Origin of the sequence: Chryseobacterium sp. POL2 (assembly GCF_011058315.1) — a bacterium.
Lineage (GTDB): Bacteria > Bacteroidota > Bacteroidia > Flavobacteriales > Weeksellaceae > Soonwooa.
Window position 1 is genome coordinate 1,515,627 of record NZ_CP049298.1, and the last position, 24,413, is coordinate 1,540,039.

23 protein-coding genes are annotated in these 24,413 nt (G+C 34.8%); 3 read left to right on the forward strand and 20 right to left on the reverse strand.

Annotated features, from left to right (window positions below; all coding sequences use genetic code 11):
* Window positions 1-34: 34 nt before the first annotated feature.
* Window positions 35-3,196 (forward strand): UvrD-helicase domain-containing protein, encoded by a 3,162-nt coding sequence (locus tag G6R40_RS06940; RefSeq protein WP_165133406.1) that lies wholly within the window; start codon window positions 35-37, stop codon window positions 3,194-3,196.
* A gap of 39 nt (window positions 3,197-3,235) precedes the next feature.
* On the opposite strand, the gene G6R40_RS06945 is transcribed toward G6R40_RS06940, so the two are convergent.
* From G6R40_RS06945 to G6R40_RS07000, 14 genes are all read right to left on the reverse strand, one after another.
* Window positions 3,236-5,194, reverse strand: a complete 1,959-nt coding sequence (locus G6R40_RS06945; protein ID WP_165133409.1) for a transglutaminase domain-containing protein — start codon at window positions 5,192-5,194, stop codon at window positions 3,236-3,238.
* A 3-nt stretch (window positions 5,195-5,197) separates the two neighbouring features.
* Complete coding sequence (locus tag G6R40_RS06950; RefSeq protein WP_165133412.1) at window positions 5,198-7,087, reverse strand: DUF3857 domain-containing transglutaminase family protein; 1,890 nt, start codon at window positions 7,085-7,087, stop codon at window positions 5,198-5,200.
* Window positions 7,088-7,123: 36 nt separating this feature from the next.
* Window positions 7,124-7,636 carry a ferritin gene (locus tag G6R40_RS06955; protein ID WP_165133415.1) on the reverse strand — a complete coding sequence of 171 codons (513 nt, stop codon included), beginning with the start codon at window positions 7,634-7,636 and terminating at the stop codon, window positions 7,124-7,126.
* Window positions 7,637-7,738: 102 nt separating this feature from the next.
* Window positions 7,739-8,062, reverse strand: a complete 324-nt coding sequence (locus G6R40_RS06960; protein ID WP_165133418.1) for a Spy/CpxP family protein refolding chaperone — start codon at window positions 8,060-8,062, stop codon at window positions 7,739-7,741.
* Between the two features lie 247 nt (window positions 8,063-8,309).
* Window positions 8,310-9,275 (reverse strand): hypothetical protein, encoded by a 966-nt coding sequence (locus G6R40_RS06965; RefSeq protein WP_165133421.1) that lies wholly within the window; start codon window positions 9,273-9,275, stop codon window positions 8,310-8,312.
* A 195-nt stretch (window positions 9,276-9,470) separates the two neighbouring features.
* The gene (locus G6R40_RS06970) at window positions 9,471-10,931 is read right to left on the reverse strand and encodes a 4-alpha-glucanotransferase (RefSeq protein WP_262887673.1); all 1,461 of its coding nucleotides are present in this window, start codon (window positions 10,929-10,931) and stop codon (window positions 9,471-9,473) included.
* A 10-nt stretch (window positions 10,932-10,941) separates the two neighbouring features.
* The gene (locus G6R40_RS15145; RefSeq protein ID WP_228455940.1) at window positions 10,942-11,250 is read right to left on the reverse strand and encodes a carbohydrate-binding module family 20 domain-containing protein; all 309 of its coding nucleotides are present in this window, start codon (window positions 11,248-11,250) and stop codon (window positions 10,942-10,944) included.
* 46 nt (window positions 11,251-11,296) lie between these two features.
* Window positions 11,297-11,599 (reverse strand): hypothetical protein, encoded by a 303-nt coding sequence (locus tag G6R40_RS15150; protein WP_228455941.1) that lies wholly within the window; start codon window positions 11,597-11,599, stop codon window positions 11,297-11,299.
* Window positions 11,600-11,698: 99 nt separating this feature from the next.
* Complete coding sequence (locus tag G6R40_RS06975) at window positions 11,699-12,472, reverse strand: hypothetical protein (RefSeq protein WP_165133424.1); 774 nt, start codon at window positions 12,470-12,472, stop codon at window positions 11,699-11,701.
* A 96-nt stretch (window positions 12,473-12,568) separates the two neighbouring features.
* Window positions 12,569-14,014, reverse strand: coding sequence for a pyruvate kinase (gene pyk, locus G6R40_RS06980; protein ID WP_165133427.1), 1,446 nt, complete (start codon window positions 14,012-14,014; stop codon window positions 12,569-12,571).
* Window positions 14,007-14,477 (reverse strand): IPExxxVDY family protein, encoded by a 471-nt coding sequence (locus G6R40_RS06985; RefSeq protein ID WP_165133429.1) that lies wholly within the window; start codon window positions 14,475-14,477, stop codon window positions 14,007-14,009. Before G6R40_RS06985 ends, pyk begins: the two co-directional genes overlap by 8 nt.
* Window positions 14,452-15,219: a ribonuclease III gene (gene rnc / locus G6R40_RS06990; protein WP_165133431.1), complete on the reverse strand. Its 768-nt coding sequence runs from the start codon at window positions 15,217-15,219 to the stop codon at window positions 14,452-14,454. The genes G6R40_RS06985 and rnc overlap by 26 nt, the downstream gene beginning before the upstream one ends.
* A gap of 6 nt (window positions 15,220-15,225) precedes the next feature.
* Window positions 15,226-16,473: a beta-ketoacyl-ACP synthase II gene (fabF, locus tag G6R40_RS06995; protein WP_165133433.1), complete on the reverse strand. Its 1,248-nt coding sequence runs from the start codon at window positions 16,471-16,473 to the stop codon at window positions 15,226-15,228.
* 38 nt (window positions 16,474-16,511) lie between these two features.
* Window positions 16,512-16,751, reverse strand: coding sequence for an acyl carrier protein (locus G6R40_RS07000; protein ID WP_002976354.1), 240 nt, complete (start codon window positions 16,749-16,751; stop codon window positions 16,512-16,514).
* A 234-nt stretch (window positions 16,752-16,985) separates the two neighbouring features.
* On the opposite strand from G6R40_RS07000, the gene folE reads away from it, so the two are divergent.
* Window positions 16,986-17,651: a GTP cyclohydrolase I FolE gene (folE, locus tag G6R40_RS07005; protein ID WP_165133435.1), complete on the forward strand. Its 666-nt coding sequence runs from the start codon at window positions 16,986-16,988 to the stop codon at window positions 17,649-17,651.
* Window positions 17,652-17,811: 160 nt separating this feature from the next.
* Entirely contained in the window at window positions 17,812-19,272 is a 1,461-nt protein-coding gene (gene cysS / locus G6R40_RS07010) for a cysteine--tRNA ligase (RefSeq protein ID WP_165133437.1), read from the forward strand.
* 68 nt (window positions 19,273-19,340) lie between these two features.
* Here cysS and G6R40_RS07015 read toward each other — a convergent pair whose 3' ends face one another.
* The 6 genes from G6R40_RS07015 to G6R40_RS07040 form a co-directional block, all read right to left on the reverse strand.
* Window positions 19,341-20,630: an aldehyde dehydrogenase family protein gene (locus G6R40_RS07015; protein ID WP_165133439.1), complete on the reverse strand. Its 1,290-nt coding sequence runs from the start codon at window positions 20,628-20,630 to the stop codon at window positions 19,341-19,343.
* An 83-nt stretch (window positions 20,631-20,713) separates the two neighbouring features.
* Window positions 20,714-21,304 carry a hypothetical protein gene (locus G6R40_RS07020; RefSeq protein ID WP_165133441.1) on the reverse strand — a complete coding sequence of 197 codons (591 nt, stop codon included), beginning with the start codon at window positions 21,302-21,304 and terminating at the stop codon, window positions 20,714-20,716.
* A gap of 34 nt (window positions 21,305-21,338) precedes the next feature.
* Window positions 21,339-21,983, reverse strand: coding sequence for an HD domain-containing protein (locus G6R40_RS07025; protein WP_165133443.1), 645 nt, complete (start codon window positions 21,981-21,983; stop codon window positions 21,339-21,341).
* A 15-nt stretch (window positions 21,984-21,998) separates the two neighbouring features.
* Window positions 21,999-22,844, reverse strand: a complete 846-nt coding sequence (locus G6R40_RS07030; protein WP_165133446.1) for an alpha/beta fold hydrolase — start codon at window positions 22,842-22,844, stop codon at window positions 21,999-22,001.
* An 11-nt stretch (window positions 22,845-22,855) separates the two neighbouring features.
* A complete protein-coding gene (locus G6R40_RS07035; RefSeq protein WP_317164549.1) occupies window positions 22,856-23,743 on the reverse strand; it encodes a PfkB family carbohydrate kinase in 888 nt (295 codons plus the stop codon).
* 10 nt (window positions 23,744-23,753) lie between these two features.
* Window positions 23,754-24,389: a DUF4241 domain-containing protein gene (locus tag G6R40_RS07040; RefSeq protein WP_165133449.1), complete on the reverse strand. Its 636-nt coding sequence runs from the start codon at window positions 24,387-24,389 to the stop codon at window positions 23,754-23,756.
* Between the last annotated feature and the right edge of the window lie 24 nt (window positions 24,390-24,413).

The window sequence follows — 24,413 nt, forward strand, 5'->3', positions numbered from 1 at the left end:
AGTTTAGGCTAAATTGTGCCTAAATTTCTTCAGAATGCAAAATTCTTATCTTGTCATCAACGCATCGGCTGGCTCTGGCAAAACCTATAGTCTTGTAAAAAACTTACTGAAAATCTGTTTGCGTTATCCCAAACAAGCCGATAATATTCGTCATATTTTGGCTTTGACATTTACCAACAAAGCAGCCAATGAGATGAAAGAGCGAATTCTCGAATGGCTGCACGCATTTACAAAAGAAAATTATACAGACAACCCCGAATTACAAAGCATCAAATCAGAATTTGACCAAGAAGGTGTTCATATAAGCATAGATGATTTGCACGATCGTGCTAAACAGGTTTTAGATTACATTTTGCACCATTACTCGACTTTAAATATTGGCACGATTGACAAATTCAATGCGCGTCTGGTAAGAAGTTTCACTTACGAATTGGGGCTTGCTCAAAATTTCAATTTGGAAATGAATCCCGAACCTTTTTTAATAGAAGCTGTTGACCAATTGCTCAATGAAATTGGTGATGAAAATCAGGTTTCTGAAGCTTTTATGGATTTTGTCAACTACGGTTTGGACAACGAAACGAGAATTAACATTAATAAAAATCTATACGATTCTGCAAAAAAATTCATTAGCGATACACATTATGAAGCGCTTTCAGAAAATAAAGATTTCGAATGGGAGGCTTACGAACTGAAAAAAGAAGAAATACGAAGTCAGATAAAAAATGACAAAAACCAATCTTTGGTTTTAGCGAAAGAAATTATCCAAACATTAGAAGCACAAGATCTTAACATAGAAGATTTTTCTGGAGGTAATGTCGGAAGTATTGCCAAATTCTTTCATGAAGTCGTTAAATTTTATCGGGACGAACGCGATACATTTCCACTTCCTGGCAATGAGGAAAAAGCCTTAGCAAATTTCAACAAAGGCGCTTCTGCAAAAGGCAAAAAACGAGATGCTGACATCCAGGCATTGTTGTCAAAATTATTGGAAATTCGGCTGGAACTTATCGCCAAGTATATTAACATCGAACGAAATAAAAAAATACTTGACGCACTGCTTCCTCTAAAAGTGAATGCCGATATACAAAACAAACTAAAAGATATCGAAACCGAAAACGACTTGGTTTTGTTATCAAAATTCAATGTGCTGATTAATGAAAACCTAAAATCGGAACCTTCGTCATTTATATATGAAAAAGTCGGCACGCAGTTTCAGCATTTCTTTTTTGATGAATTTCAGGATACTTCAAAAATGCAATGGGAAAATTTCAAACCTTTGCGAGACAACGCCATTGCGAGTAACAATACAAGTTTTAGTTTGGTCGGCGATCCTAAACAAAGTATTTACAGATTCCGTGGTGGCGAAAGTCAGTTGATGTTGGACATTATCAGCCATAACGAAGAGGTTTATCAGAAAGCAGAAATTGTCAATCTGGAACACAATTGGCGAAGTGCAAAAAACATCGTTGACTTCAACAATCAGCTATATTACAGTATTTCCCGAGATCTGAAACCCATCCATCAATATATTTTTGGGGAAGCGGCAACACAAAATGCACAATCCAAAATCAATGGTCGCGTGCGGGTCAACCTCATCGAAAATGATAAAAAAGAAATCTACTATCTAGATACAGTTGTCAAAATGCGCGATGACATTCAGAATTGTATTGACAACGGATTTGAGTTTTCTGACATTTGTATCTTATGCCGAGGAAATTCGGACATTTTCAACTTTTCAGATCTTTTGGGACAACAACTTGTAGATTACAAAGGACAACAACAATACATCAAAAGCATTTCTGACAGCGGATTAACCATTGGATTATCTTACACTATAAAAGCTTTAATCGAATTTTTAAATTGGAAAACACATCCCAACAATTTTCAATTTTTCATAAAAAACTTATATTACCTCAACCACATTGGTCGAATAGAAATAAAAGACTTTACTACAGAAGTTTTATACATTCTCGAAACTAAAAACTTCGATGAAATTAATGCTAAATTAAAAGCAAAATACAATCTAGACCTTAGTTCAGAAAATATTTTGAACTTAAACCTCTACAACTATATTGAACATTTTTTACAAACATTCTCCGTCGAAAATAAAGAGGTTGACTTCTTATTAAACTTTCTGGAAATGCTGTTTAATTATACTCAAAATGCGGGTGCAACCATCCAAGATTTTTTAAAATATTGGGAAGAAGAAGGCATTAACCAAAGCATACAAGCCAGCGAAAACATCGACGCAGTCAAAATGATGACCATACACAAATCCAAAGGTTTGGAATTTCCGGTTGTGATGCTCCCGATGCGCAACGAAAATAAAGATGCCAAATTCTCGGAATGGTTTGATCTTGGAAGTTCTGACGAGCTGAAAAAAGTTAATATTTCTGGATTCAACCAAAAACTTTTGGAGTACGACAAAGAGATGTTAGCCTTTAACCAAGACAATGAATATAAAAATAAAATTGATCGGTTTTGCCTACAATATGTTGCGACCACGCGCGCGGTAGAACAGCTTTATCTTTACTTAGAAAAACCAAACAAATCGGCTAATCATCTTGAAATTTTGGATTTTATAGAAACTAAAAAACCAGTTTCTGCAAATGATGAAGCGGTAAATGAATTCGATCTCTATCCTATCGACGAATCGGACTTAAAAAAGCAAAAATACAAACCTAAAAACACCGTTGAAAAGCTATCCATCAACGCATTAACAAAAGAAAATAAGAATCCTGATTCTATAAAAATAGCCACACCTAGCAAAAGTTATCAAAATAGAATTGAGAAAGTTCGACTTGGTATTTTTGTTCATGAAATTTTGGCTAAAATAAAATCAAAACTGAATGTTCAGCAGGTTTTGGAACGTTATGAGTTGGAAGGACTTTTCACTTCTCAGGAACGCATAGAAATAGAAAATAGAATTTTACAAATTGTAAATTCTGACGAATATGGCAAGTATTTTCTCCCAGAGACGAAAAGCATCAGCGAGCGCGATATTATGATTTCTGAAAATAATGAAATAAAGGTTTTGCGTCCTGATCGACTTTTAGAAACAGAAAATGGTTTTATTATCATCGATTTTAAAACTGGAGAAAGAAAAGATGACCATCAAAAACAAATTGAAGCTTACAGACTTGCATTTGAAAAGCTTGGAAAAAAAGTTTTAGAATGCGTTTTGATTTATGTTTAAAAACAAAAAAGGACTTAGGTTTTTCTAAGTCCTTTTTTGTTACTTTTTAGAAACCGTTACCACCTGAGCTTCCATATTGGTTATATGATCAAAAACTTGTTTGAAAGCTGGATAATATGCCGCTGGAAAAATAGGATCATCAACAGAAACAGTCGATTCTACCGTTAACTTATTTCCCGATTGTGTTACCACATAATTATAAACAATCGAATTATCTTCTGTACGGAATTTTTTTGATTTCGGAAGATTTTCAAAAACATAGCCATCTGGCAATTCGATGTTTACTTTTTTAACACGGTCATAACCAGAAAGCATTTCTATAGGCGATCTTCTTGCATCTTCCTGATCGAAATCGTGATTTTTTCGGTACAAAAATAATAACGGATTGAAGACGTATTTTCCGTTAATACCATCTACAAAACTATCAGCATTAAAATTGAATTTCGTAATAAAATTTCCGTTTTCTTGGCGCTCGCCTTTCATATTTTCTATTGGGAATTTATAATCTTCCTTATAATTTTTAAAATAGTCGTCGGCATCTTTCTCATAAGATTCTGTAGAGGCTAATGCGTACAACTTCGTATCTGTATCCGAAAAATCGCCCGAAAAACTAATGTCGGTATTGAATTTAGCATTCACAATTTGCGTTGTCGAACTTTTCCCATCGGGTACAATATTAACCTGCACGCCTTCTTTCTCGCGGATAAGGTAGCCGTAATAATTATAAGCTCTTGGTGCTAAAACATTGGCTGAAGAATATTTTGACGTGCCATCATAAAACTTAAGATTTCCAGCAATATCTACAGAAGCCAACACATAATTAATCTGAGACAAAGACGGCGAAATAAAGTTAAGAATACCGCGCTCTTTAGTCGGAAGAATAACAGGATTCGCTTTGAGATCGGCACTTCTCATCAACATTGTTAATAACAAATTAATTTCTGCTGAATTTCCGATTTTCTTTGAGATTAAATTACGAATGCCGTCTTCTGTCCAACCTGTAACTTTCTTGTTCCAAGTATAATTTTTTTGAACAAATTTTAAAATAGCATCTGCACGAGCTGCTTCATTGGGAATAGATTTAATATCAGAAGGCAACAAATCTCTTACCGCGCCCATTTTCCCAAGCTCGATACCAAAATCGTCTTCTTTCAAAATTGTTTTTCGAAGATCTTCCCAAGTCACTGAATATGATTTGAAGCCCCCTCTTACTTCATTCACATTATTTCCATCTGTAATCGGAAAGTTGGTGCTTGCTAATTCTGCGCGAATCGCTGTACGATAGTTATCAACATTGTAAACGTATTTTTCGTCTTTATAAGCTTTAATATTTTCATACGCATATCTCACGGTTTTGTAACTTTCGCCATACAAATGTCTTTCGCCAACATCACGATGCGTTGGTCCTAGAGAACCTTGATAGTTAACGCTATATCCTAGATAATTGGGAAAATCAAAAACATATTCAAAATACTTAACAGGTACCGACGCTTCTACCATAACACGCGGAATCGCATAATAAAATGGTGTACTAAATTTGTACTTATATTCTAAGACAGAGCCATTTTTAACATTTGCAAAAGCAAATTTCAGGATATCAACATTTTTGGTTTCGTTGGATTTGAATCTGGATTCTTTATCAATATTTGTTGTAATAACTTTACCGTTTTCAAAGTTATAGGTTGCAGCTTTCAATCCGCTAACAGACTCGCGGTCGCCACCATTATATCTGAGAGGAATCTCTACATTTAGAAATTCTTTAGCATTATTTTTATCATAAATTTTAACTCTTTTGATAACTTCGAGCGTCATATATCCCGTATTATCAATTAAAAAATGATATGCATTAAATAATATTTCGGCAGGCGCTTTGGGATCCGAAGTATTGGCAGTCGCTATAATGTCGTTTTGATCAAGTTTTGGAATATTTAAGAATTTATGTTGTCCAAAAAGCATTGTCCCAAACAACATCGCTGTCATTAGTATATTTTTTTTCATAAATTAAATTTTGTTTAATAATATTTTCGCGTTATCTGTGGTGTTAATTTTTTTTCTGAATTCTTGGTAAGCCTTAATTTGTTCAGGTTGCAACAACATTTTGTTAAGTTTCATCTGTCTTTCTACTACGACTTTCCCTTCTTTGTGACTTACTAAAAGTTGATATTCTCCAAATTCTGATCTCAACTTTGTTGCCTCGGGAATTGTTGCAATTGTATAATTTTGAGGAATACTGTATTCAATCTCATAATGATCGTGGTAAGCAAACGGAATTTCCACTGGGCTAAAGCGCTCTTCGGAAGAATCTAAATAAAATCCGCTTTCAATAAACGGAACGACGCTGAAAAACATATCATCTCCCATTTTTTTGGAATAGTTATTCGCTTTAAAATCAAAATTAAGATTCAGTTTTGCTATATCGCGGTTATTGTCAACTTTCTGAATATTCAAATCTTGGAATTTCAGATTCGAATATATCGATTTCAAAGCATTCTTTTGATCATCTTTTGCGGCATTCGCCATGAATAGCATATAATCGTACAATCCGCCTGTAAAATTAAAATCAGCAACACCAGTTATCGAGTTATCTTCAAAAATTTTAGCGGATAATTTTAATTTTTCGTGGCTATCTTCGGTTTTATAGGTTGGCGTATCCATCAACTCTATACCATCTTCTTTAACCAATAGTACATTTCTGTTAGTATTATTAATCCCGATATGGTTAAAAGCAATATTTTGAGATGTATTTTCCAGCCATACATTTCCTTTCTCTGTCGGAACCATTAACACAATATGATTGCCTGCCATTTTAGGAAAATCTGCATCAAATCTTTTCGGTGTAAAATCAGAATTAATAATGGCATAATAAGCGGGAATCCCGGCTGCTTTCAACAAAACACGCATATAGTTGGTAAGACCTTTGCAGTCGCCATAACCTTTTCTTCGCACATCATCCGCAGGCAATGGTTGCCAACCACCAATGCCGATAGCAACGTTGACATAGCGCGTTTTATTTTGCATATATTGATACAGCGTTTTTACTTTTTCCGAAACGGTGCCTTCAAGCTTAAGATCATCAACTTCTTTTTGAATTTCTGGCGTTATCGTGGAGACTGGTTCTAGCAAAGTATTATACCAAATTCCAAAATCTTTCCAAGTTGTTAAATCTCCTTTTTTGCCAGCCAAACTAAATTTCTCTAAAGAAAATTCAGTCCGTGGTATTAATGTATAAATACTCGGAGCGTATTTTTCTTGTTTCAAAGCAGTAACATTGCTATACGAAAGCGTAAACTCGTTTTCGGTTCCCGATTCTTCGAGTTTGGCATACGACACTGGATTTACTTTTTTACGAAGCTTAACACCAGATTTATTAATAAGTTTTAATTCTGCTTTTTCTGTACTGACATTGGTTGTACGATACGGCATAAACTCTGGGATAAAAGCTGTACTGGAAGTAGTTAGCTCATAAGTTTCTTCTATGGTATAAGGATAATTAGCATTTGTAACTTCTAAATACAAAACTCGATCGTCTGTGTATAATCCAGAAGAGCCTGTACTACTTGCATCTTGAAAATCACTTTTAGAATAAGATTGAATTTGCTTCCCGAACTCATCAAAAATTTTGACTTTCACACCACTTATCCTATCAAATTTATCATAATGAATGACCACATGGGCGTTTTTCTCTCCCGATTTATTGAGGATGGTTGTCGCTTTATTGTATTTGATATTGAGATTATCAAATGCGGATATCGTATAGATTTTAGAATCTTTTCGAATAACAGTGTTGGCGTTTTTCCGCAATTCTGTAGGAATATTTGCGACCTGATATTGTTGCGATAAAAAATAGCCACAACTAATACTAGCTGAGGCTATTAATATTTTTTTAAACATATTGTGATTTGGTAGTTATTTAGGTTTTAAAATAAATTAAGCTGCACCATTGTCTGGTGCGAAAACACGTTGTGCCAATTCTTGATCAAAAAGATACATTGCAGACGGATTGTCTTTAACACGATTAATTTTTGTAACCAAAAGCGATGCGCTGGCTTCTTCTTCCACCTGCTCGTTTACAAACCATTGCAAAAAAGTTGTGGTTGCAAAATCACTTTCTTCTGTTGCTGCTTTCACAATACTGAAAATGCTTTGTGTGACTAATTTTTCATGTTCAAAAGCTTGTTCAAAAATCTCTTCTGCACTATTGAAATTATGGGGTGGCGCATCCACTGTGCCCAAAATAACTTTTCCGCCAATATTGTTGATATAGTCAAACATTTTGTCGGAATGCATTAACTCTTCTTTGGATTGTACTCTAAAGTAATTCCCCATACCTTCTAAATCTTGAGCGTAACACCATGCAGACATCGATAAATACAACTGTGCCGCATATTGTTCTTTAGTTATTTGCTCATTAATAAGTTTAATAATTTTTTCCGAAACCATAATATTTTATTCTAGCTTCAAATATAATAAATATTTAACTTTATTTAACAAAAAAATAGGAGTAAACGCTTGTTCACTCCTACTCTTGATTTTGCATATCAATTATTTAGCTGTCTCCATTTTAGCTTTTCTAATTTGCTTATGTTCAGCCATTTTTTGTTTTTTCATTTCTTTCCATTTTGTGTATTGCTCTGGTGAAAGAATTTGTTTCATATCCTCATCACTTTTTTGCATTTTTGTTTTCATCTCTTGGCGTTGCATTTTCATTTCTTCTGCTTTTGCCGCTCTTTTTTTGTCTTGCAATTCTTTGATTTTTACAACTTGTGCATCTGTCAAACTAAGATCTGTTTTCATCTTTGCTAAACGTTCTTGTTGTTTGGCTTCATAGTTTTGATGTTTTGCCTCTAGATTTTTAATTTTTGCCATGGGCGTTGTTTGTTGTGCGAAAGCGAAAGTTCCCAATACGACGAATGCTGAACTTAAAATTATTTTTCTCATTGTTTTAAATTTAAAAGTTAATTTTATCATTATGTCTTTTAGACAGCCTAATTATATTAAAGTTAAATCATTAAATATTAAAATATGTTAAATTAATCTCAAGCATAACTAAATTAAAATGGAGAAAGCTAAAAAAACTTTCTCCATTCCCAAAATAACACAAACACTAAAAAACTCACCTTCCTCTCGAAGTACTTTTGGTACTTCTCAAACCATCCACATTATTTCTTTGAGATCCTCTATTGCCTGAGCTTTTCATAGAGCTTGGTGTAGAGTTTCTTGAATTTTTTCTAATTTCTGACCCGTTAGATCTTACATCTCTGGTATTTCTCACAGAACTTTCTTTCAAATCTCTGTTTGAATTATCAGATGAATTTCTAATGTTTCTTACCTCATTATTTCTGATGTTAGAATTTGGATTAGCCGTTTCTATCATCGATTGGTTGCGGGAATTTCCATTTGTATTTCTTATTCCCGAACGGTTATCATTATCATAAATCATATTTTGATTTCTAACCCCATCATTATTAGAACGAATAGTATTAGATTTAGTATCCAACATGGCTACATTTCTTGTAGATTTCCAACTATCATTAAAATTCGAACGGTCTACGTAGTATTTATTAATATTAACATTTTTATATTTCGGACGAACGTGATAATGTACAACATAATAGGTCGTTCTATAATTTTGGAAATATACAATTGGGCTTACGCCTTTATAATATTTTTTTTTGTACGTTACAAAAACCCGAGGTCCAAGAATTCTTTCCAACTCATAAAATCTGTCGTAGTACCAACGGTCAGGATTCATGCCATAATAAGCACTCCACGCCATATAAGACGGAAACCTATTATTAAGGTTAATAATCGCCTGAACTTGCCAAGGTGCTAATCGATAGGTATTAAAAAATCTATTCCAATTGACTCCAGAAATACTGTTGGTGTAATCGTTATAATAGTTTTGATAATAGGCATCGGGATAATAATCCGATGGATAATTGTAATAATAATCGTCGGGATAACTGTATTGATTATCATAATATTCGTAACCATAATAATCTGGATAAGTATCTTGATAATATTGTGAAAACGCAAAGCCACTTAGCATAAGCGCCATTGCAAGAATCATTTTTTTCATAATAAGGTGATTTTTAGCAAAACAAATTTTCTTGTTTACTCTATGATATACTTCATCAAAAAAAGTTAAAAGCAATTTTCACTTTTAACTCTTTTTATGTTTTTAAAGACTGCTATTCAGACACTTATTTTCGTCCAGAATCTTGAATCCAAGAAGCTATTTTTTGGTTAAAATCGGTTTCTGTTTTTAAATCTTCTAAATTAAGATGCATCCTGTAGCGCCAATAATGTGGAAAAATTGTGGCATATTAATTCGCTCATTATCTATATTTGGATTCATCAAACGCGCATCAGTTGCCAGAAATTCCTGAATTGGGAAAATAGCCAACATCGCATGGGTGAACAGATGTTGTTTCATTATCATTTCAGAAAATTGGGGCAACAAATCCCAAGGTGCAGTTCCGTATTGATGCAACTGTTCATTAAAATACTGCTGCATCACATTACGATCCTCATGCCACCACTGCCTAAGTGTAGAACTATCGTGCGATGATGTGGTAACAACATTCATATAGCTTGCGTTTTTAGGATCGTAAAACGGAATATTCCCCGATGGCATACGCTGAACTTTGAGAGCGGTAATCGCAAACTCATCCATCACAATAGGAACAGAATCTGGAACCAAACCCAAATCTTCTCCACAAAGCAACATTTTTGTAGATGTTAACAAAACAGTAAGCTTCTCTTTGGCTTTTTCGTACCACATCCTATCTTGTCGAACGAAGAAATAATTATTGTAAACTTCCGCCAACGTGCTGCGAGTGCTTTCTGGAAGATCAGCAAAAGACGACGTATTGGCCATGTTAAAACGCGGATGATAGACTTCTTCACCTAGTTCATTTTTTTCGAGAATGAATAACACATTAGCTGCTAGAGCCAAAAGTTTTTCTTTTTGCCAATCTTGTCGGCTTTCCTTGGAAAACTCAGTCAATTGTCTTTGCGAATCATATTCCGATTTAAATTGGTAAGTTCCATCATTTTTAGAATTCAGGAAATGCGACTTTACTAATTCAGTTTCATTCCCAAAAAGCTTGATTAAAATAGCATCCGTAATATAAGGCGTACAAAAACGCTCTTGATCAAAACTAATATTTTTAAGATTTAATTCTTCATTTGTCACAGGAATTGCTGGACAAAAATAACCTAAAACGCCTTGTGTTGCATCCATTGGTATTTTCCAAATTCTGAAAAACCCAAGAATATGATCCATTCGCATCGTATCAAAATAAGGTTCTAATAGCCTAAAACGTTTTTTCCACCACGCGTAAGAATCCGCTTTCATCACTTCCCAATTATAAGTCGGAAATTCCCAGTTTTGTCCCAAATCCGAGAAATAATCTGGTGGTGCGCCCGCCTGAAAATCCATCTCAAAAAGTTCTGGTTCTGTCCAAGTTTCAACGCTATGACGATAAACTCCTATTGGCAAATCGCCCTTCAAAAAGACACCGAGTTGATGCGCATAATCAACAGCTTCTGACAACTGCAAATGCAACTGATATTGCACCCAAGCATGCATCATAACGTCGGAGTAATCCTTGTGCTTTGTATCGTACATCGCAGCAACTTCTTCAGCAGAATAAACTTTATGCGTTTCCCAAATATTGAAATTTGCTGTTTTATAGTGATCTCGCAACACGCAAAATGCCGCATAAGGCAATAAGCTTTTTTTATTTTTTGAAATGTAACATTTCAGCGGATAAATTGGGAGTTGAAATACGATTGTCACCGCCTTCAATGAAAATGACTTGCTTGCTTTCGTTATCATAAATACCATATTTGTATTCAAAATTACAAGAAGCCGAAATTGTTAAAGCCACTTCCCAAACACCGAAATCCACTTCTTGCAAAGCAATTGCTTGGTCATATTGCCAAAGTCCTAGTTCTGAAATATCGCCAATTAAAATTATTTTCCAATTGGGATTATAAAGTGGCGCCTCGATACGGAAAAGATGCGTATGTATTTTACGAAGCTTCACATTTTCTGGAACGAAAGCCCTTTTTTTATTTTTAAAAATTTTATTATTAAGATAATTTTCTGGGAAATTTTTCCGATTCCAGGTATCCTGAATTTGATAGGAATCGAAAATGGGGTCTAAAAGTAAAAAAATGCGAAACAATTTCTTCTTCAACAACTTGTTTATCGATATTTAAAACTTGATACCGATAACAAATATCCTTAAAAAAATAATCCACTTCGCCTTCCCAAATGAAATTGTCTTGACAATCCAAATCATAAGATTGTCCGTTTTTTTCATCTTTCAAAACTTGTAAAACCAAATGCTCACCAATTTTGGTTTCATAATTAATTTTAAAATAAAGCTTCATCAAAAAAGTTATTTGATTAAAATGAAAGTGTTATAAAATAACTTTTAGCGACTATAATTTAATAAAATATCGGTTTTAGAAAAAGATAAAATAAGGATATTAGTCTTTTTTAATGCGCTTCAAAAATTCGGGAATATGCTTTTCCATAGCTATGACTAATCCTCCGGCATTTCTGGCTTTCACATACCGACGAACATCAGCATCGGCCATGGTAAAATTTAAAAATGTATTAATTTGATCATTAGGAATTTCCGCGCTTTCAAAATAAGAATCTTCTATCTTGCTCCGGATCCATTGGATATCATCGACTTCGTCTTCATAACGATAAAGGCTTTTCATTTGGCGGGATTTTCCAGAAACGACCTTATAAAGTCCATCCACATTTAGCGCACCAAAAATCATAGGTACCAATACATCTTTTTTCATTTCGGGCGCTCTCTCACGAGGTTTCTGGGGTGGCTTTGGTGTTCCTATCTCATTTTGAAGCCGTTCTGCACTATCATCAACTTTTAGAGCTGAAGCATCACTAATTTTACCTGTGATTTTGATATTAGAAACTGTAACTTCTTCGATTTCCTGAGCGGATTTAATCATGTTTATCACATAATTTTTATCTGAAAAAGCTTCCAAGCTAACACGATCATAATTATCCTTTAAAAACCGAATCGTCTGGCCTGGGTTAGCAGCAATGAAAAATTCACCGATAGTATTGGTATAGGTTTTTGTACCTGTGGTAACATTCACCACCAAGACATTGGGAATACGAAGCCCGTTTTCGGTCTGAACAATACCAGAAATTTGATTTTGTCCAAAACTTAGTATGGAAAAAAAGGTTAGAAAAAATAAAAGTGGCCTCAAATAGTTTTTTTTCAAAAGTAAGCTTTTGTAGATATTGAAAACCAATTTTAACGTCGATTAACAAGCTTTACAACTTTTTAAGAAAAAAGCCCCAAAATTGGGGCTTCGAAATTATATTGTTGTCAATCGCAAGGTATTGGTTTTACCACCATAGTGGACTGGCATCGCATTAAGGTTGATGACAAAATCACCTTGTTCTACGAATCCATAATTGTGGGCCAACATATTAACCTGGATAACTGTTTCATCGGTGGATTTTTGCATGTCATAATAGAATGCACGCACGCCCCAAAGCAAATTAAGCATAGTAATAACTCGTCTGTTGGAACTAAATACGATAATATGAGCATCTGGTCTATGGGCGGAAATCTGGAATGCTGTATACCCCGACGACGTCAAAGTAATAATCGCCTCTGCGCCAGAACTTTTTACGATATCTACTGCAGAACGGCAAACCATATCTGTCACAAAACGGTCATCCACACAATTGATCTTTTCCTCAATTGGAGCATTTTGTTTTGCGTAAAGATGTGTTGTTTCTGTTGTTTTGACAATCTTCGTTATATTTTTGATAACTTCAACTGGATATTTTCCGACAGAGGTTTCACCAGATAACATTACCGCATCTGCACCGTCCATTACCGAGTTTGCCACATCGTTAACTTCTGCTCTTGTTGGTGTAAGGCTTGTAATCATGGTTTCCATCATTTGGGTTGCAATAATTACAGGTTTTGAATACAACCTTGCTTTATGCACCAGATTTTTCTGAATAACGGGAACTTGCTCCATTGGAACTTCAACACCTAGGTCTCCACGAGCCACCATCAATCCATCGCATTCGATAAGGATTTCATCGATATTTCTAACACCTTCTGGTTTTTCAATTTTAGCGATGATTGGTGTTTTTATTTTATTAGTTGGGTGGTTTTCGATAAGAGCCTTTAGATCTTTAATATCTTGTGCATGACGAACAAACGACAATGCGATCCAATCGACTTCTAGATCCAACATAAAGTTAGCATCTTGGATATCTTTTTCTGTCAAAGCTGGTAACGAGACATCGGTATTCGGAAGGTTAACACCTTTTTTGGAACTAAGAGGTCCTCCTTGTATGGTTTTTGCACGTACGGTATCTTTTTCATTGGTTTCGATAACTTCTAAAACCAATTTACCATCGTCTATCAGAATACGTTCTCCAACTTTAACATCTTGTGGAAATTTCTCATAAGTCATATAAACTTTGGTAGAATCGCCTTCAACTTTCTCATTGGTAAAGGTTAAAACATCTCCAGGATTAAGGAAAGAACCTTCTTTAACGACGCCGACTCTCAATTTTGGGCCTTGCAAATCTCCCAAAACGGCTACCGAGTAGCCATATTCTTGATTAATCTCGCGAATAGTTTCTATATTACGTTTTACAATATTGTAATCGGCATGCGAAAAATTTATCCTAAAAACATCAACGCCTGCTTTCACCATTTGGATCATCGTTTCTTTGTCAGAAGACGCAGGGCCTAGTGTTGCAATGATTTTAGTTTTTTTTAAATTCTTATTCATAGTATTGAATTATTTGATAGAGTTCTGTATCTGCTGACAGATTGAACTCTTGTATTGGAAAGAACAGTTTTTCCGGCAGCAAAATTACTGAAAAATCCGCAAACGAATCCGATGATGTTATAACATAATCAACGTCATGATGATCATTTAATAAAAACTTCACATCTTCTTCATCTTCAAACAGTAAAGTTTGTTCTTTCTTTTTATGGGTAACAATAGATTTGTTGGAGATTAACCTCCAGCAATTTTTGTTTGACTTATCATAAGCCTCATAGCAAGCGAAATGGTAATCGTTATAAACGCCCTCGAAGACAATATCGAAACTGCGCTTTAGATTAAAAATATTGGCATTGTTAAGGTGAAAAAAAACTTCGGGATGTGGCAAATTACTAGCAAGACGCATCAATCCAATTTCGATGCACTCTTCATCTTCAAAATCAAGAAATAGTTTTTTGCTTTTCAATGATCTGCTCTTTTTTATTTAACATATAAAATGCGCGTTGAGCGGCTTTTTCTTCGGCTTTTTTCTTAGAAGATTCTGAAGCATTTGCTATTTTTTCATCATCTAACCAAACATTACAACGAAATGCAATCTGCTTGCCAACCAAGTGTTCTTCGCAAGTTTCGTATTTTATAGATAGTTTTTTCTTCTGGCTCCATTCTAATAACAAACCTTTGTAACTGATAATTTTGTTTTCTAGTTTATTAATTTCATCAGGCGGAAGAATTTTTTCAAGGACAATTTTTTTACAGGCTTCATAATCGACGTCCAAAAACAGAGCACCCACAAAGGCTTCTAGTAAATTACCTGCAATATTTTCGCTTAACGTGACACTATTATCCGTAAATATTAATTTGGTTAATCCTAATTGTTCTCCTAGTTTATTAAGATTTTTTCGGTTTACAATTTTGGATTTCATTTGTGTAAGAAAGCCTTCATTAGCTTCGGGATATCTTTGGAACAAATAGCAAGAAATAATAGAACCCAATACCGAATCTCCTAAAAACTCTAGCCGCTCGTAGTTTTTCTTTTCAGAATTTCGACCCGAAACTTTCAATGAAAAGGCTTCTCGAAAAACTTCAAGATTATTAACTTGATAGCCTACAAGAGCTAGAATGTCTTTTTGAAACTTAATGTCTTTTTGAGAAAGTGCGTTGCGTTTTCTTTTTATTAGGAATTTAGAAAGCAAATTCTTCAACTCCATAATAATTTAGATTTTTTTGAAAAGAACACAAGCGTTATGACCTCCGAATCCGAAAGTATTACTCATTGCAATTTCCACGTTTTTCTCAACAGCATTATTAAAAGTGAAGTCTAATCTAGAATCAATCTTTTCATCGTCTGTAAAGTGGTTAATTGTTGGTGGAATAACGCCATGAATAATAGTGCCCAAAGCTGCAATAGCCTCGATAACACCAGCAGCACCTAATAAGTGCCCTGTCATAGACTTAGTAGAATTAAGGTTGATATCATAGGCATGCTCACCTAACAATCTTGCAATAGCGTTAGACTCCGCAATATCTCCTAACGGCGTAGAGGTACCATGCATATTGATGTGGTCTACCTCGTTAGCAGAAAGTCCTGCATCTTCTAAACAATTTTTCATTACAAGATATGCGCCCAATCCTTCTGGATGTGGAGCTGTCATGTGGTGCGCATCTGCGCTAAGACCTCCTCCGGCAAGTTCTGCATAGATGGTTGCACCTCTTTTAACAGCGTGCTCATACTCTTCCAAAATAATACATCCTGCACCTTCTCCTAGTACAAATCCATCTCTGTCTTTGTCAAATGGTCTAGAAGCAGTTTTAGGATCATCATTTCTTGTAGAAAGGGCCATCAATGCATTGAATCCTCCCATACCACTAGCGGTTACAGCAGCCTCTGACCCACCACAAACGATAACATCAGCTTTACCTAATTGGATAAGCATTTTGGAATCGATAAGAGCGTTAGCCGATGATGCACAAGCTGAAACGGTTGTATAGTTAGGACCATGGAAACCAAATTCGATAGAGACATTCCCTGGTGTAATATCAGCAATCATTTTTGGAATAAAGAATGGGTTAAATCTTGGTATTCCATTAGACGCAGCAAATCCTAAAACCTCTTTTTCAAAAGTTTCTAATCCGCCAATTCCTGAGCCCCAGATAACCCCAACTCTGTTTTTGTCAACATTGTCTTCGATAAGACGACTATGTGCAATCGCTTCTCGTGCTACAATCTGACCAAACTGAGAGTTACGATCCATTTTTTTTGCTTCTTTTTTATCGAAGTAATTAAGTGGATCAAAATTTTTGACTTCGCAAGCAAATTTTGTTTTAAAATTAGTGGAATCAAAAAGAGTAATGGGAGCAGCACCGCTCTCACCCTTTACAAGACTGTCCCAATATTCTTTTGCATTATTTCCTACCGGTGTAATGGCACCAAAACCTGTAACAACTACTCTTTTTAATTCCATATAATTTTTTAAAATCTCTAATTAATTTTTAGAAAATATTATTTGTTTACTACTTCTTCGATGTAAGCGATAGCGTGACCTACAGTAGTAATTTTTTCTGCTTGATCATCAGGAATCTGAATGTTAAATTCTTTTTCGAATTCCATGATAAGTTCTACAGTATCCAAAGAATCTGCTCCTAAATCGTTAGTGAAGCTAGCTTCTGGAGTTACTTCTGTTTCTTCAACGTCAAGCTTATCAGCGATGATAGCTTTTACTCTTGATGCAATGTCTGACATAGTATTTATTTTTAATTAATGTTAATTTGGTGCAAATATATAAAATTTCAATTCAAAATGATTAAATTTTATGATTCGTATTTTATAAAAACACAACCAAAAGATTATCAGTTGATTTAAAAGCTAAAAATTTTCACCAAACGAAATTTACATATTAATTTTAATAATACCTCGCTTTTAACCATCAAAAGTTTATTTTTTCATAATTTTGCTTATTATAATTAGTTTTAAAAAATGGCGGAACATTTTGATAATGACGATGACCTTTTCATAGGTAAAGAACATACACCACTTCGCGAAGATGCATTTGCACTAAGTCCTCAGCAAAAAATTGATAAAATCCAAGGTCTTTTTGGTGAGATCATGGAAACGCTAGGACTCGATATGACGGACGATTCCCTAAAAGACTCTCCAAAACGTGTTGCCAAAATGTATGTTAACGAAATTTTCGGAGGATTGCTCCCCGAAAACAAACCTGGTATTTCGACATTTTCTAATAAATACAAATACCGCCAAATGCTTGTTGAAAAAGACATTACAGTCTATTCTTTCTGCGAACATCATTTTTTGCCAATTATTGGGCGTGCTCATGTTGCTTACATCTCAAATGGTGAAGTAATTGGTTTATCAAAAATTAATAGAATTGTTGACTATTACGCCAAAAGACCACAAGTACAAGAACGATTAACCATGCAAATCGTAGAAGCGCTGAAAGAAGCGCTTGGCACCAAAGATGTCGCTTGCATTATCGATGCCAAGCATCTTTGCGTGAATTGTCGTGGCATAAAAGACACTGCTAGTTCGACAATTACAGCAGAATTAAGTGGTATTTTCCGTACCAATCCAATTACGCGACAAGAATTCTTACATTATGTAGGAAGCCACGCCAAATTGGATTAATTTGATTTAAAAATTTGATAATTAATATTATGACTAAATTTAGAAAAACACAACACCAGATTTTTATTACAACTATTATTTGTTGTGATAAAACTTGCTGTATTTCAGACTGAATTTCATTTAATAATTATCATAAACCTATTACTTTTATAACATAACAATGCAACTGAAAATATACAACTCTTTAACAGGAGAAAAAGAAATATTCCAACCAATACTAGAAGGCAATATCGGCATGTACGTCTGTGGCCCAACCGTTTACAGTAATGTGCATTTAGGGAATGTCCGAACCTTTTTGTCTTTCGATTTTATCTATCGAAGTTTGGTATTTTTAGGATATAAAGTTCGTTATGTGCGCAACATTACAGATGCTGGACATTTAACGGACGATGGCGACATCAATAATGACCGCTTTATCAAGCAATCGCGTTTGGAGAAATTAGAACCCATGGAAATTGTACAGAAATACACCGTTGATTTTCATGATGTTTTAAAAAAATTCAATCTTCTACCTCCAACGATTGAACCTACCGCTACAGGCCATATTGTAGAACAAATTGAGTTAACAAAAACGCTTATCGAGAAAGGATTTGCCTACGAAAGCAATGGTTCTGTATATTTTGATGTGATTGAATATAACAATCGCGGACTTAATTATGGAGAACTTTCGAGAAGAAATATCGAGGAGCTTTTTGCCAACACACGCGATCTTGACGGACAAGATGAAAAGAAAAATCCACAAGATTTTGCCCTTTGGAAGAAAGCATCTCCACAGCATATCATGAAGTGGATTTCCCCATGGGGAGAAGGTTTCCCAGGATGGCATCTCGAATGTACCGCGATGAGTACCAAATATCTTGGAAATAAATTTGACATCCACGGTGGCGGAATGGATTTAAAATTCCCACACCACGAATGTGAAATCGCTCAAGGAAAAGCTTGTAATGGTGAAGCGCCAGTTCGCTATTGGATGCATGCCAATATGCTAACGATGAATGGACAACGTATGTCCAAGTCAACTGGCAATTACATTCTTCCCATGGAATTAATCACTGGAAATAACAACTTTTTTGAAAAAGCATTTCATCCAAGTATATTGAGATTTTGTTTTTTACAAGCACATTACAGAAGTGTTTTAGACATTTCCAATGAAGCGATGTTGGCCAGCGAAAAAGGCTTTAATAGGCTAATGGACGCGGTAAAAACTTTAGATTATTTGGAGGTTTCTAAAGAGTCAAGCATCAATATAGAAAATTTAAAAACTAAAGTCGTTGATGCCTTATTAGATGATTTTAATAGTCCAATATTGATGGCTAATCTGTTTGAAATTGTTAAAACAATTTTTGCGATTAAAGACAAAAAGGAAACTATCAACCAAGCCGATCTTAATGATTTAAAACGTTTTGCACACGATATTGTTTTTGAAGTTTTGGGCTTACAAAACATTGAAGAAAACAGTAGTGAAAAACTAGATCAAGCTTTAAAAATCTTAATTGAATTAAGAAATCAAGCGCGAAAAGCTAAAAACTGGGAACTTTCTGACCAAATTAGAGACCAACTTTTGGAACAAGGCATTGAACTAAAAGACAGTAGAGAAGGAACAAATTACCAACTTTTATAAAGAGTTTCGGCGCCCTTTGGGCGCCGAAACTTATTTTACATCTATTAAAAATATTTAATCACAAAAAATTAAATATTACCAACTACAGTTTTTGTAATGGTGAATTCCTTTAAGGCTAAAGTTGACAATTCTACGCCATAACCCGATTGTTTTGCTCCACCAAATGGTAAACGCGCATCCGAGCTTGTTGATTTATTAATCGAAACAGTACCAGATTCGAGATTATCAATAAAAAATTGTGCTCTTTCCTTATTCTTTGTCCAGATTGCATTTCCTAATCCAAACGGAATATCATTCGCTATAGTCAAAAGTTCTTCGTCCGACTCTCCCACCATCACCATTGCCAAAGGCCCGAACAACTCTTCTTGCAAAATAGGATTACCAGTCTCAACTTTGATAACGCCAGGCGTCAACTCTTGATCTGACACGCGTACCAAAGGAATGATTACCTCAGCGCCATTTGCTAATGCCTTTTCGTATTGAGCAACCAAATCATCAGCGAGATCTTTTCTGGCCATTTTAGAAATCCTCGTTTCTTTATCCATTGGATCTCCAGGTACATAACTACGATATTCTTCCAAGAAAATGGCCAAGAAATCTTGTTCTACTGATTTCTGTATCAAAAATCGTTTTGCAGCATTACAAACTTGTCCTGTATTTTGAAGTTTTCCTCGCGGCCCTTCTTTAGCGGCTTTTAGAATATCGGCATCATCCAAAACAATGTACGCGTCGCTTCCTCCTAATTCCAAAACAGATTTTTTAATATTTTTACCAGCGATAGAAGCTACTTCGCCACCCGCTTTTCCACTACCTGTCAAGCTAACGCCTTTCACATAAGGATTTTCTAAAATCTCTTGAATCTCTTTGTGGCCCACTTCAAAATTCTGAAATACAGCTTTTGGAAAACCAGCTTCTAAAAATAATTTTTCTATCGCGTTACCTGTACCAAAACAAATTGAAGCATGTTTTAAAACCACAACATTTCCCGCTAAAATTGCAGGCACTGCGAATCTCAAAACTTGCCAGAAAGGAAAATTCCATGGCATAACGCCCAAAATAATCCCCATTGGCGCATGGTGAACTTCAGAAATATTAAACTCAGTTTTAATAGTTTCAGATTTTAAAACATTAGGACAATTTGCGTAATAATCTAGCATTCCTGCTGTTTTATTAATCTCAGCAATCGATTGTGTAATCGGTTTGTACATTTCGTTGGTAATGGTCGTGGCATAAGACTCAACATTTGCTCTCATAACTTCTGCCATTTTCACAAAATATTGTTGACGTTCTTCAAAACTTATTGTTTTCCAATTAAGGAAAGCTTGGTTACCTGCTTCTAATTTAGCTTGTATATTCATAGTAAAAAATTCTGCACATAAGGTGTGCCAGAAACTTATTTATAAAATAAAAATTAAAGTTAATGATGATAGAAAGTATCTGTCTATTTTCGCCTAAAAAGCAAAACAGAATTGAGGAAAATCAGCAGTAAGTCTAGTGTTATCCAAATACTGATTTTCATATTGTCGTATTTCAAAATTCCAACTTGGTCTGACGCAATCCCCGAAAGCTTTTGACTTTGGTTAATATAATTACGCACCTCAACAATCTGGTCTTTATCACCTGCTGGCACTGCATGTTGTGAAAAATAAACCAATCGGGATTTGTTAAGATAGCCCGCAATCCAAAACTCATTGGATTTTTGCATATTAAGATATTCTATCCTATAAAAATCTGGTCGAATTTTACCAACATGTTTGGACATATATTTTTTGGTATTTTCCGCATCAGAAACACGAATAATATAAAAATCCAAAGGCTGTGGTAAGTGATTAATAACTTGCACCGCCATGGAGTTTTCCAAAAATTGGCTCAAACTTTTTTCTATAAACAAATATGTAAAATAGGCTATACTTCCCATCACAATAACAAATCTAAAAATCTTGCTTATAACCGCAAACCGACCTTTTTTGTACAAAGACAAAACTAAGGCTACGCATAACAATAAGAAAATCAGAAATATTATTAAATACATAATGCAAAGATAAGAAAGCTTTTGAAACTAGCGCTTAGTCCACATTCCATTCTTTATAAAACTGATCTAGGAAGTCTAGCATATACTGGTGTCTTTCTTCGGCCATTTTTTTCCCAGCGCTCGTATTCATCATGTTTTTCAGAAGCAATAGTTTTTCATAAAAATGATTGATGGTCGTCCCATTCGATTTTTTATATTCTTCTTTTGACATACCGATTTTTGGCAAAACTTCTGGATCGTACATCAAATTATTTTTGAAGCCTCCAAAATTAAAACTCCTTGCAATGCCTATCGCGCCAATCGCATCAATCCTATCAGCATCTTGTACAATTTGTAATTCTACAGGAATTTCTTCGGGAAGATTATCTCTATTTTTAAACGAAATATGATTAATAATAAACACTACTTTTTCGATTTTTTCTTCTGAATAAGCACAGTTTCTCAAAAATTCTGAAGCAATTTTCGGCGCCAAACTTTCATCACCATTATAAAATTTCGGATCGGCAATATCGTGAAACAAAGCACCCAATTCTACAATTTCTGAATCACAATTTTCAGTCTTTGCAATTTTTTTGGACAATTTCCAGACTCTTTCGATGTGATACCAATCGTGTCCAGCTTCTGCACCTTTTAGCTTTTGCTTTACAAATTCTATTGTTTTTTCAATTGTAGATTCCAAATTTTTAGTTTTAAATTAAATAATCTCTTGTTTTAAAATTTCCCAAAGCTTTTGGTTATAACTTCTAAAAAAGTTAACATGTCCAATTTTTCCCACTTCGGATTCGCTTTTTGTTAACAAACGATAACTTGGTTTTAGTTTTGGATAGCTTAATTTCAGTAAAGCTTCAACTCCTTTTTGGGTCAACCATTCGTCATCATCAGCATAAAGGACAAAACATTCTTTGGTCAATTCTTTAGATATATTAGTGTTAGAATGTTCTAGTAAATAATCTGTCGACTTTGATTTTAAAATTAAATTTCGCCAATCAAATCCAACACCTGCTGGCAAACTTTCTCCCAATCCAAAATGATGCGCAGGAAAATAACCGAATAATTTAGTTGACAAAGGTTGTACAATTCCAAATCCCAAATAAGCTGAAATTTTGGTTTTAAAATTCAAATTGCCGACATAAGCATTTTGTGTGGCAACAAATAAAACTTTCCGAAAAATTTCAGAATGCGGGCTCATGCCCAAAATTAAAGCACCAACACTGTGACCAAGAAGATATTTGGAATAATTTTGAAAATGTTTTATAACATACTCTGTAAGCGCTTTGAAGTCAAGATTGCCCCAATCACGCATTGTTGCAGAAAATGAGTTTAATTTTCTCGGTTTAGAAAGTCCAATACCGCGATAATCATAGGTTATTACCGTAATTCCATTTTGAGCTAGATATTGTGCAAATCCGAAATACATTTGTTGTTTCACACCCGTTGCAGAATTGACAATCAAAATCTTGTGATGATTTTCTTCTTCGGGCACGAATAAAGTACAAGCCAAAGGATATTGATCTTCAGCTTTAACAACAAACTCCTTCATAAAATTTTTAATTATTTAACTTCCTTAAGGCTTGGAAGTCCTTTCTGAGAATCGAGTTGATTGGCTACATGAAGGGCTATTTTGTTTCCAAATTTCACGCAAGTTTCGATATCATTTTGGTGAAGATATGCTATTGCAAAACCCGATGTAAAGGCGTCCCCCATTCCCATTTTGTTAACCATATTTTCTGGATTTTCGCGAAAATATTTCATTTCGCTGCCATCATAGTAACTTGTAGAATTGGCATCGTCTCTCAGAAACAATTTGTTGGGAAGGCTCTTCATGATGCTTTCCACCGGTTCGTTTTCAAAAATGATTTTAATGTCGTGATTTTTTGCAACAATAAAAGTTGCTGCATCAATAACAGTTTTGGACAAATATGCCGCTGGCGCAGCATAAACACCTAGTTTTTTGTTATATTTTTTGCATTTCTCTGCTACATAATTGATAGTTTCGGTTGGGATTTCCATTTGTATCAAAACCATGTCTGCTGCCTGAAAAAAACGATCAGCTTCATCTATGTAACGTTTATTAAGTTTATAATTGGCTCCAGGAATTACCACAATAGCGTTGCCTTCTTTGGAGGTTGTAACATAAGCTGTTCCTGTAGGCTCATCTGTTTCGTTAACAAAAGCGACATTAACCCCTTCGTCATCGAGATTTCTGATAACCTGTTGCCCATAAGGATCCATGCCAACACAGCTTACCAAATAGACATTCGCGCCGAGCTTTGCAGTAGCAATGGCTTGATTAGCTCCTTTTCCACCAAGAAAACTTTTGGACTCCGATGCTAAAATGGTATCATTAGCCTGTGGAATTTTGGATGTTTCTAAAACAAAATCTATAGATGAACTTCCTACTACAACAATTAAAGGACGCTTTTGTATAACTTTTATCATGCTTTTGTATTTATTGAATTTCTATAAATTCTGTAACAAATTTTATAGGTTGTTTCGCTTTGTTGTAACCGATGTAAGAGGCATAAAAACCTTCACCGTAACCCGCCTCGAAGGCCAAAAGATTAGCTTTCTCTTCTGGATATGGTTTCATCATCGCGAATTGATCAATCGCGCCATTGCTATCGTAAAAATACGTATGGAAAAACTCTTCGTAAATGCCTAAAAAGTCAACGCCTTTCTTGTGAAAAAGTTCTTGTTCGTAGTCATTTAATCTTTGTTGAGAGTCCAAATCCATAAGTGCTGACATCCCCGATTCTACAGGAAAACCAAAGATTTCACCCTCTTCTAAATCTTCTAATTTTTGGTTATCGCACAATGCCATCACCCAACTATCAACATCTCCCGATTCAAAAATAATTTCCGAATAAGCGACGCAATTGTTGCTAATCTCCTTATGGATCATAATGGAAAAATCTCCTTTCGGAAACAATTGGTTAAAAGCAGTTTTGTCCGGTGTTATAATGGGATCGCACGCAACCAATCGTCCAGACGACAAATGTAGAACACCCGCCTCAAAGCTTTCTAGAAGCGGGTTTTCTACAAATGATTTTGAAAATAGTTTCGTGATATTTTCTATATGATTCATTCTTGTGAAAGTAAAGAATAATTC

What these genes read in the sequence shown, in the direction of transcription:
- G6R40_RS07000 (WP_002976354.1), bottom strand. Translation starts at nt 16,751, where the DNA reads ATGTCAGACATTGCATCAAGAGTAAAAGCTATCATCGCTGATAAGCTT.
- rnc (WP_165133431.1), bottom strand. Translation starts at nt 15,219, where the DNA reads ATGGAGTTGAAGAATTTGCTTTCTAAATTCCTAATAAAAAGAAAACGC.
- G6R40_RS07040 (WP_165133449.1), bottom strand. Translation starts at nt 24,389, where the DNA reads ATGAATCATATAGAAAATATCACGAAACTATTTTCAAAATCATTTGTA.
- folE (WP_165133435.1), top strand. Translation starts at nt 16,986, where the DNA reads ATGGCGGAACATTTTGATAATGACGATGACCTTTTCATAGGTAAAGAA.
- G6R40_RS15150 (WP_228455941.1), bottom strand. Translation starts at nt 11,599, where the DNA reads ATGAAGCTTTATTTTAAAATTAATTATGAAACCAAAATTGGTGAGCAT.
- G6R40_RS07035 (WP_317164549.1), bottom strand. Translation starts at nt 23,743, where the DNA reads ATGATAAAAGTTATACAAAAGCGTCCTTTAATTGTTGTAGTAGGAAGT.
- G6R40_RS06965 (WP_165133421.1), bottom strand. Translation starts at nt 9,275, where the DNA reads ATGAAAAAAATGATTCTTGCAATGGCGCTTATGCTAAGTGGCTTTGCG.
- G6R40_RS06950 (WP_165133412.1), bottom strand. Translation starts at nt 7,087, where the DNA reads ATGTTTAAAAAAATATTAATAGCCTCAGCTAGTATTAGTTGTGGCTAT.
- G6R40_RS07030 (WP_165133446.1), bottom strand. Translation starts at nt 22,844, where the DNA reads ATGAAGGAGTTTGTTGTTAAAGCTGAAGATCAATATCCTTTGGCTTGT.
- G6R40_RS07020 (WP_165133441.1), bottom strand. Translation starts at nt 21,304, where the DNA reads ATGTATTTAATAATATTTCTGATTTTCTTATTGTTATGCGTAGCCTTA.
- G6R40_RS06940 (WP_165133406.1), top strand. Translation starts at nt 35, where the DNA reads ATGCAAAATTCTTATCTTGTCATCAACGCATCGGCTGGCTCTGGCAAA.
- pyk (WP_165133427.1), bottom strand. Translation starts at nt 14,014, where the DNA reads ATGAATAAGAATTTAAAAAAAACTAAAATCATTGCAACACTAGGCCCT.
- cysS (WP_165133437.1), top strand. Translation starts at nt 17,812, where the DNA reads ATGCAACTGAAAATATACAACTCTTTAACAGGAGAAAAAGAAATATTC.
- G6R40_RS06960 (WP_165133418.1), bottom strand. Translation starts at nt 8,062, where the DNA reads ATGGCAAAAATTAAAAATCTAGAGGCAAAACATCAAAACTATGAAGCC.
- G6R40_RS06955 (WP_165133415.1), bottom strand. Translation starts at nt 7,636, where the DNA reads ATGGTTTCGGAAAAAATTATTAAACTTATTAATGAGCAAATAACTAAA.
- fabF (WP_165133433.1), bottom strand. Translation starts at nt 16,473, where the DNA reads ATGGAATTAAAAAGAGTAGTTGTTACAGGTTTTGGTGCCATTACACCG.
- G6R40_RS06945 (WP_165133409.1), bottom strand. Translation starts at nt 5,194, where the DNA reads ATGAAAAAAAATATACTAATGACAGCGATGTTGTTTGGGACAATGCTT.
- G6R40_RS07015 (WP_165133439.1), bottom strand. Translation starts at nt 20,630, where the DNA reads ATGAATATACAAGCTAAATTAGAAGCAGGTAACCAAGCTTTCCTTAAT.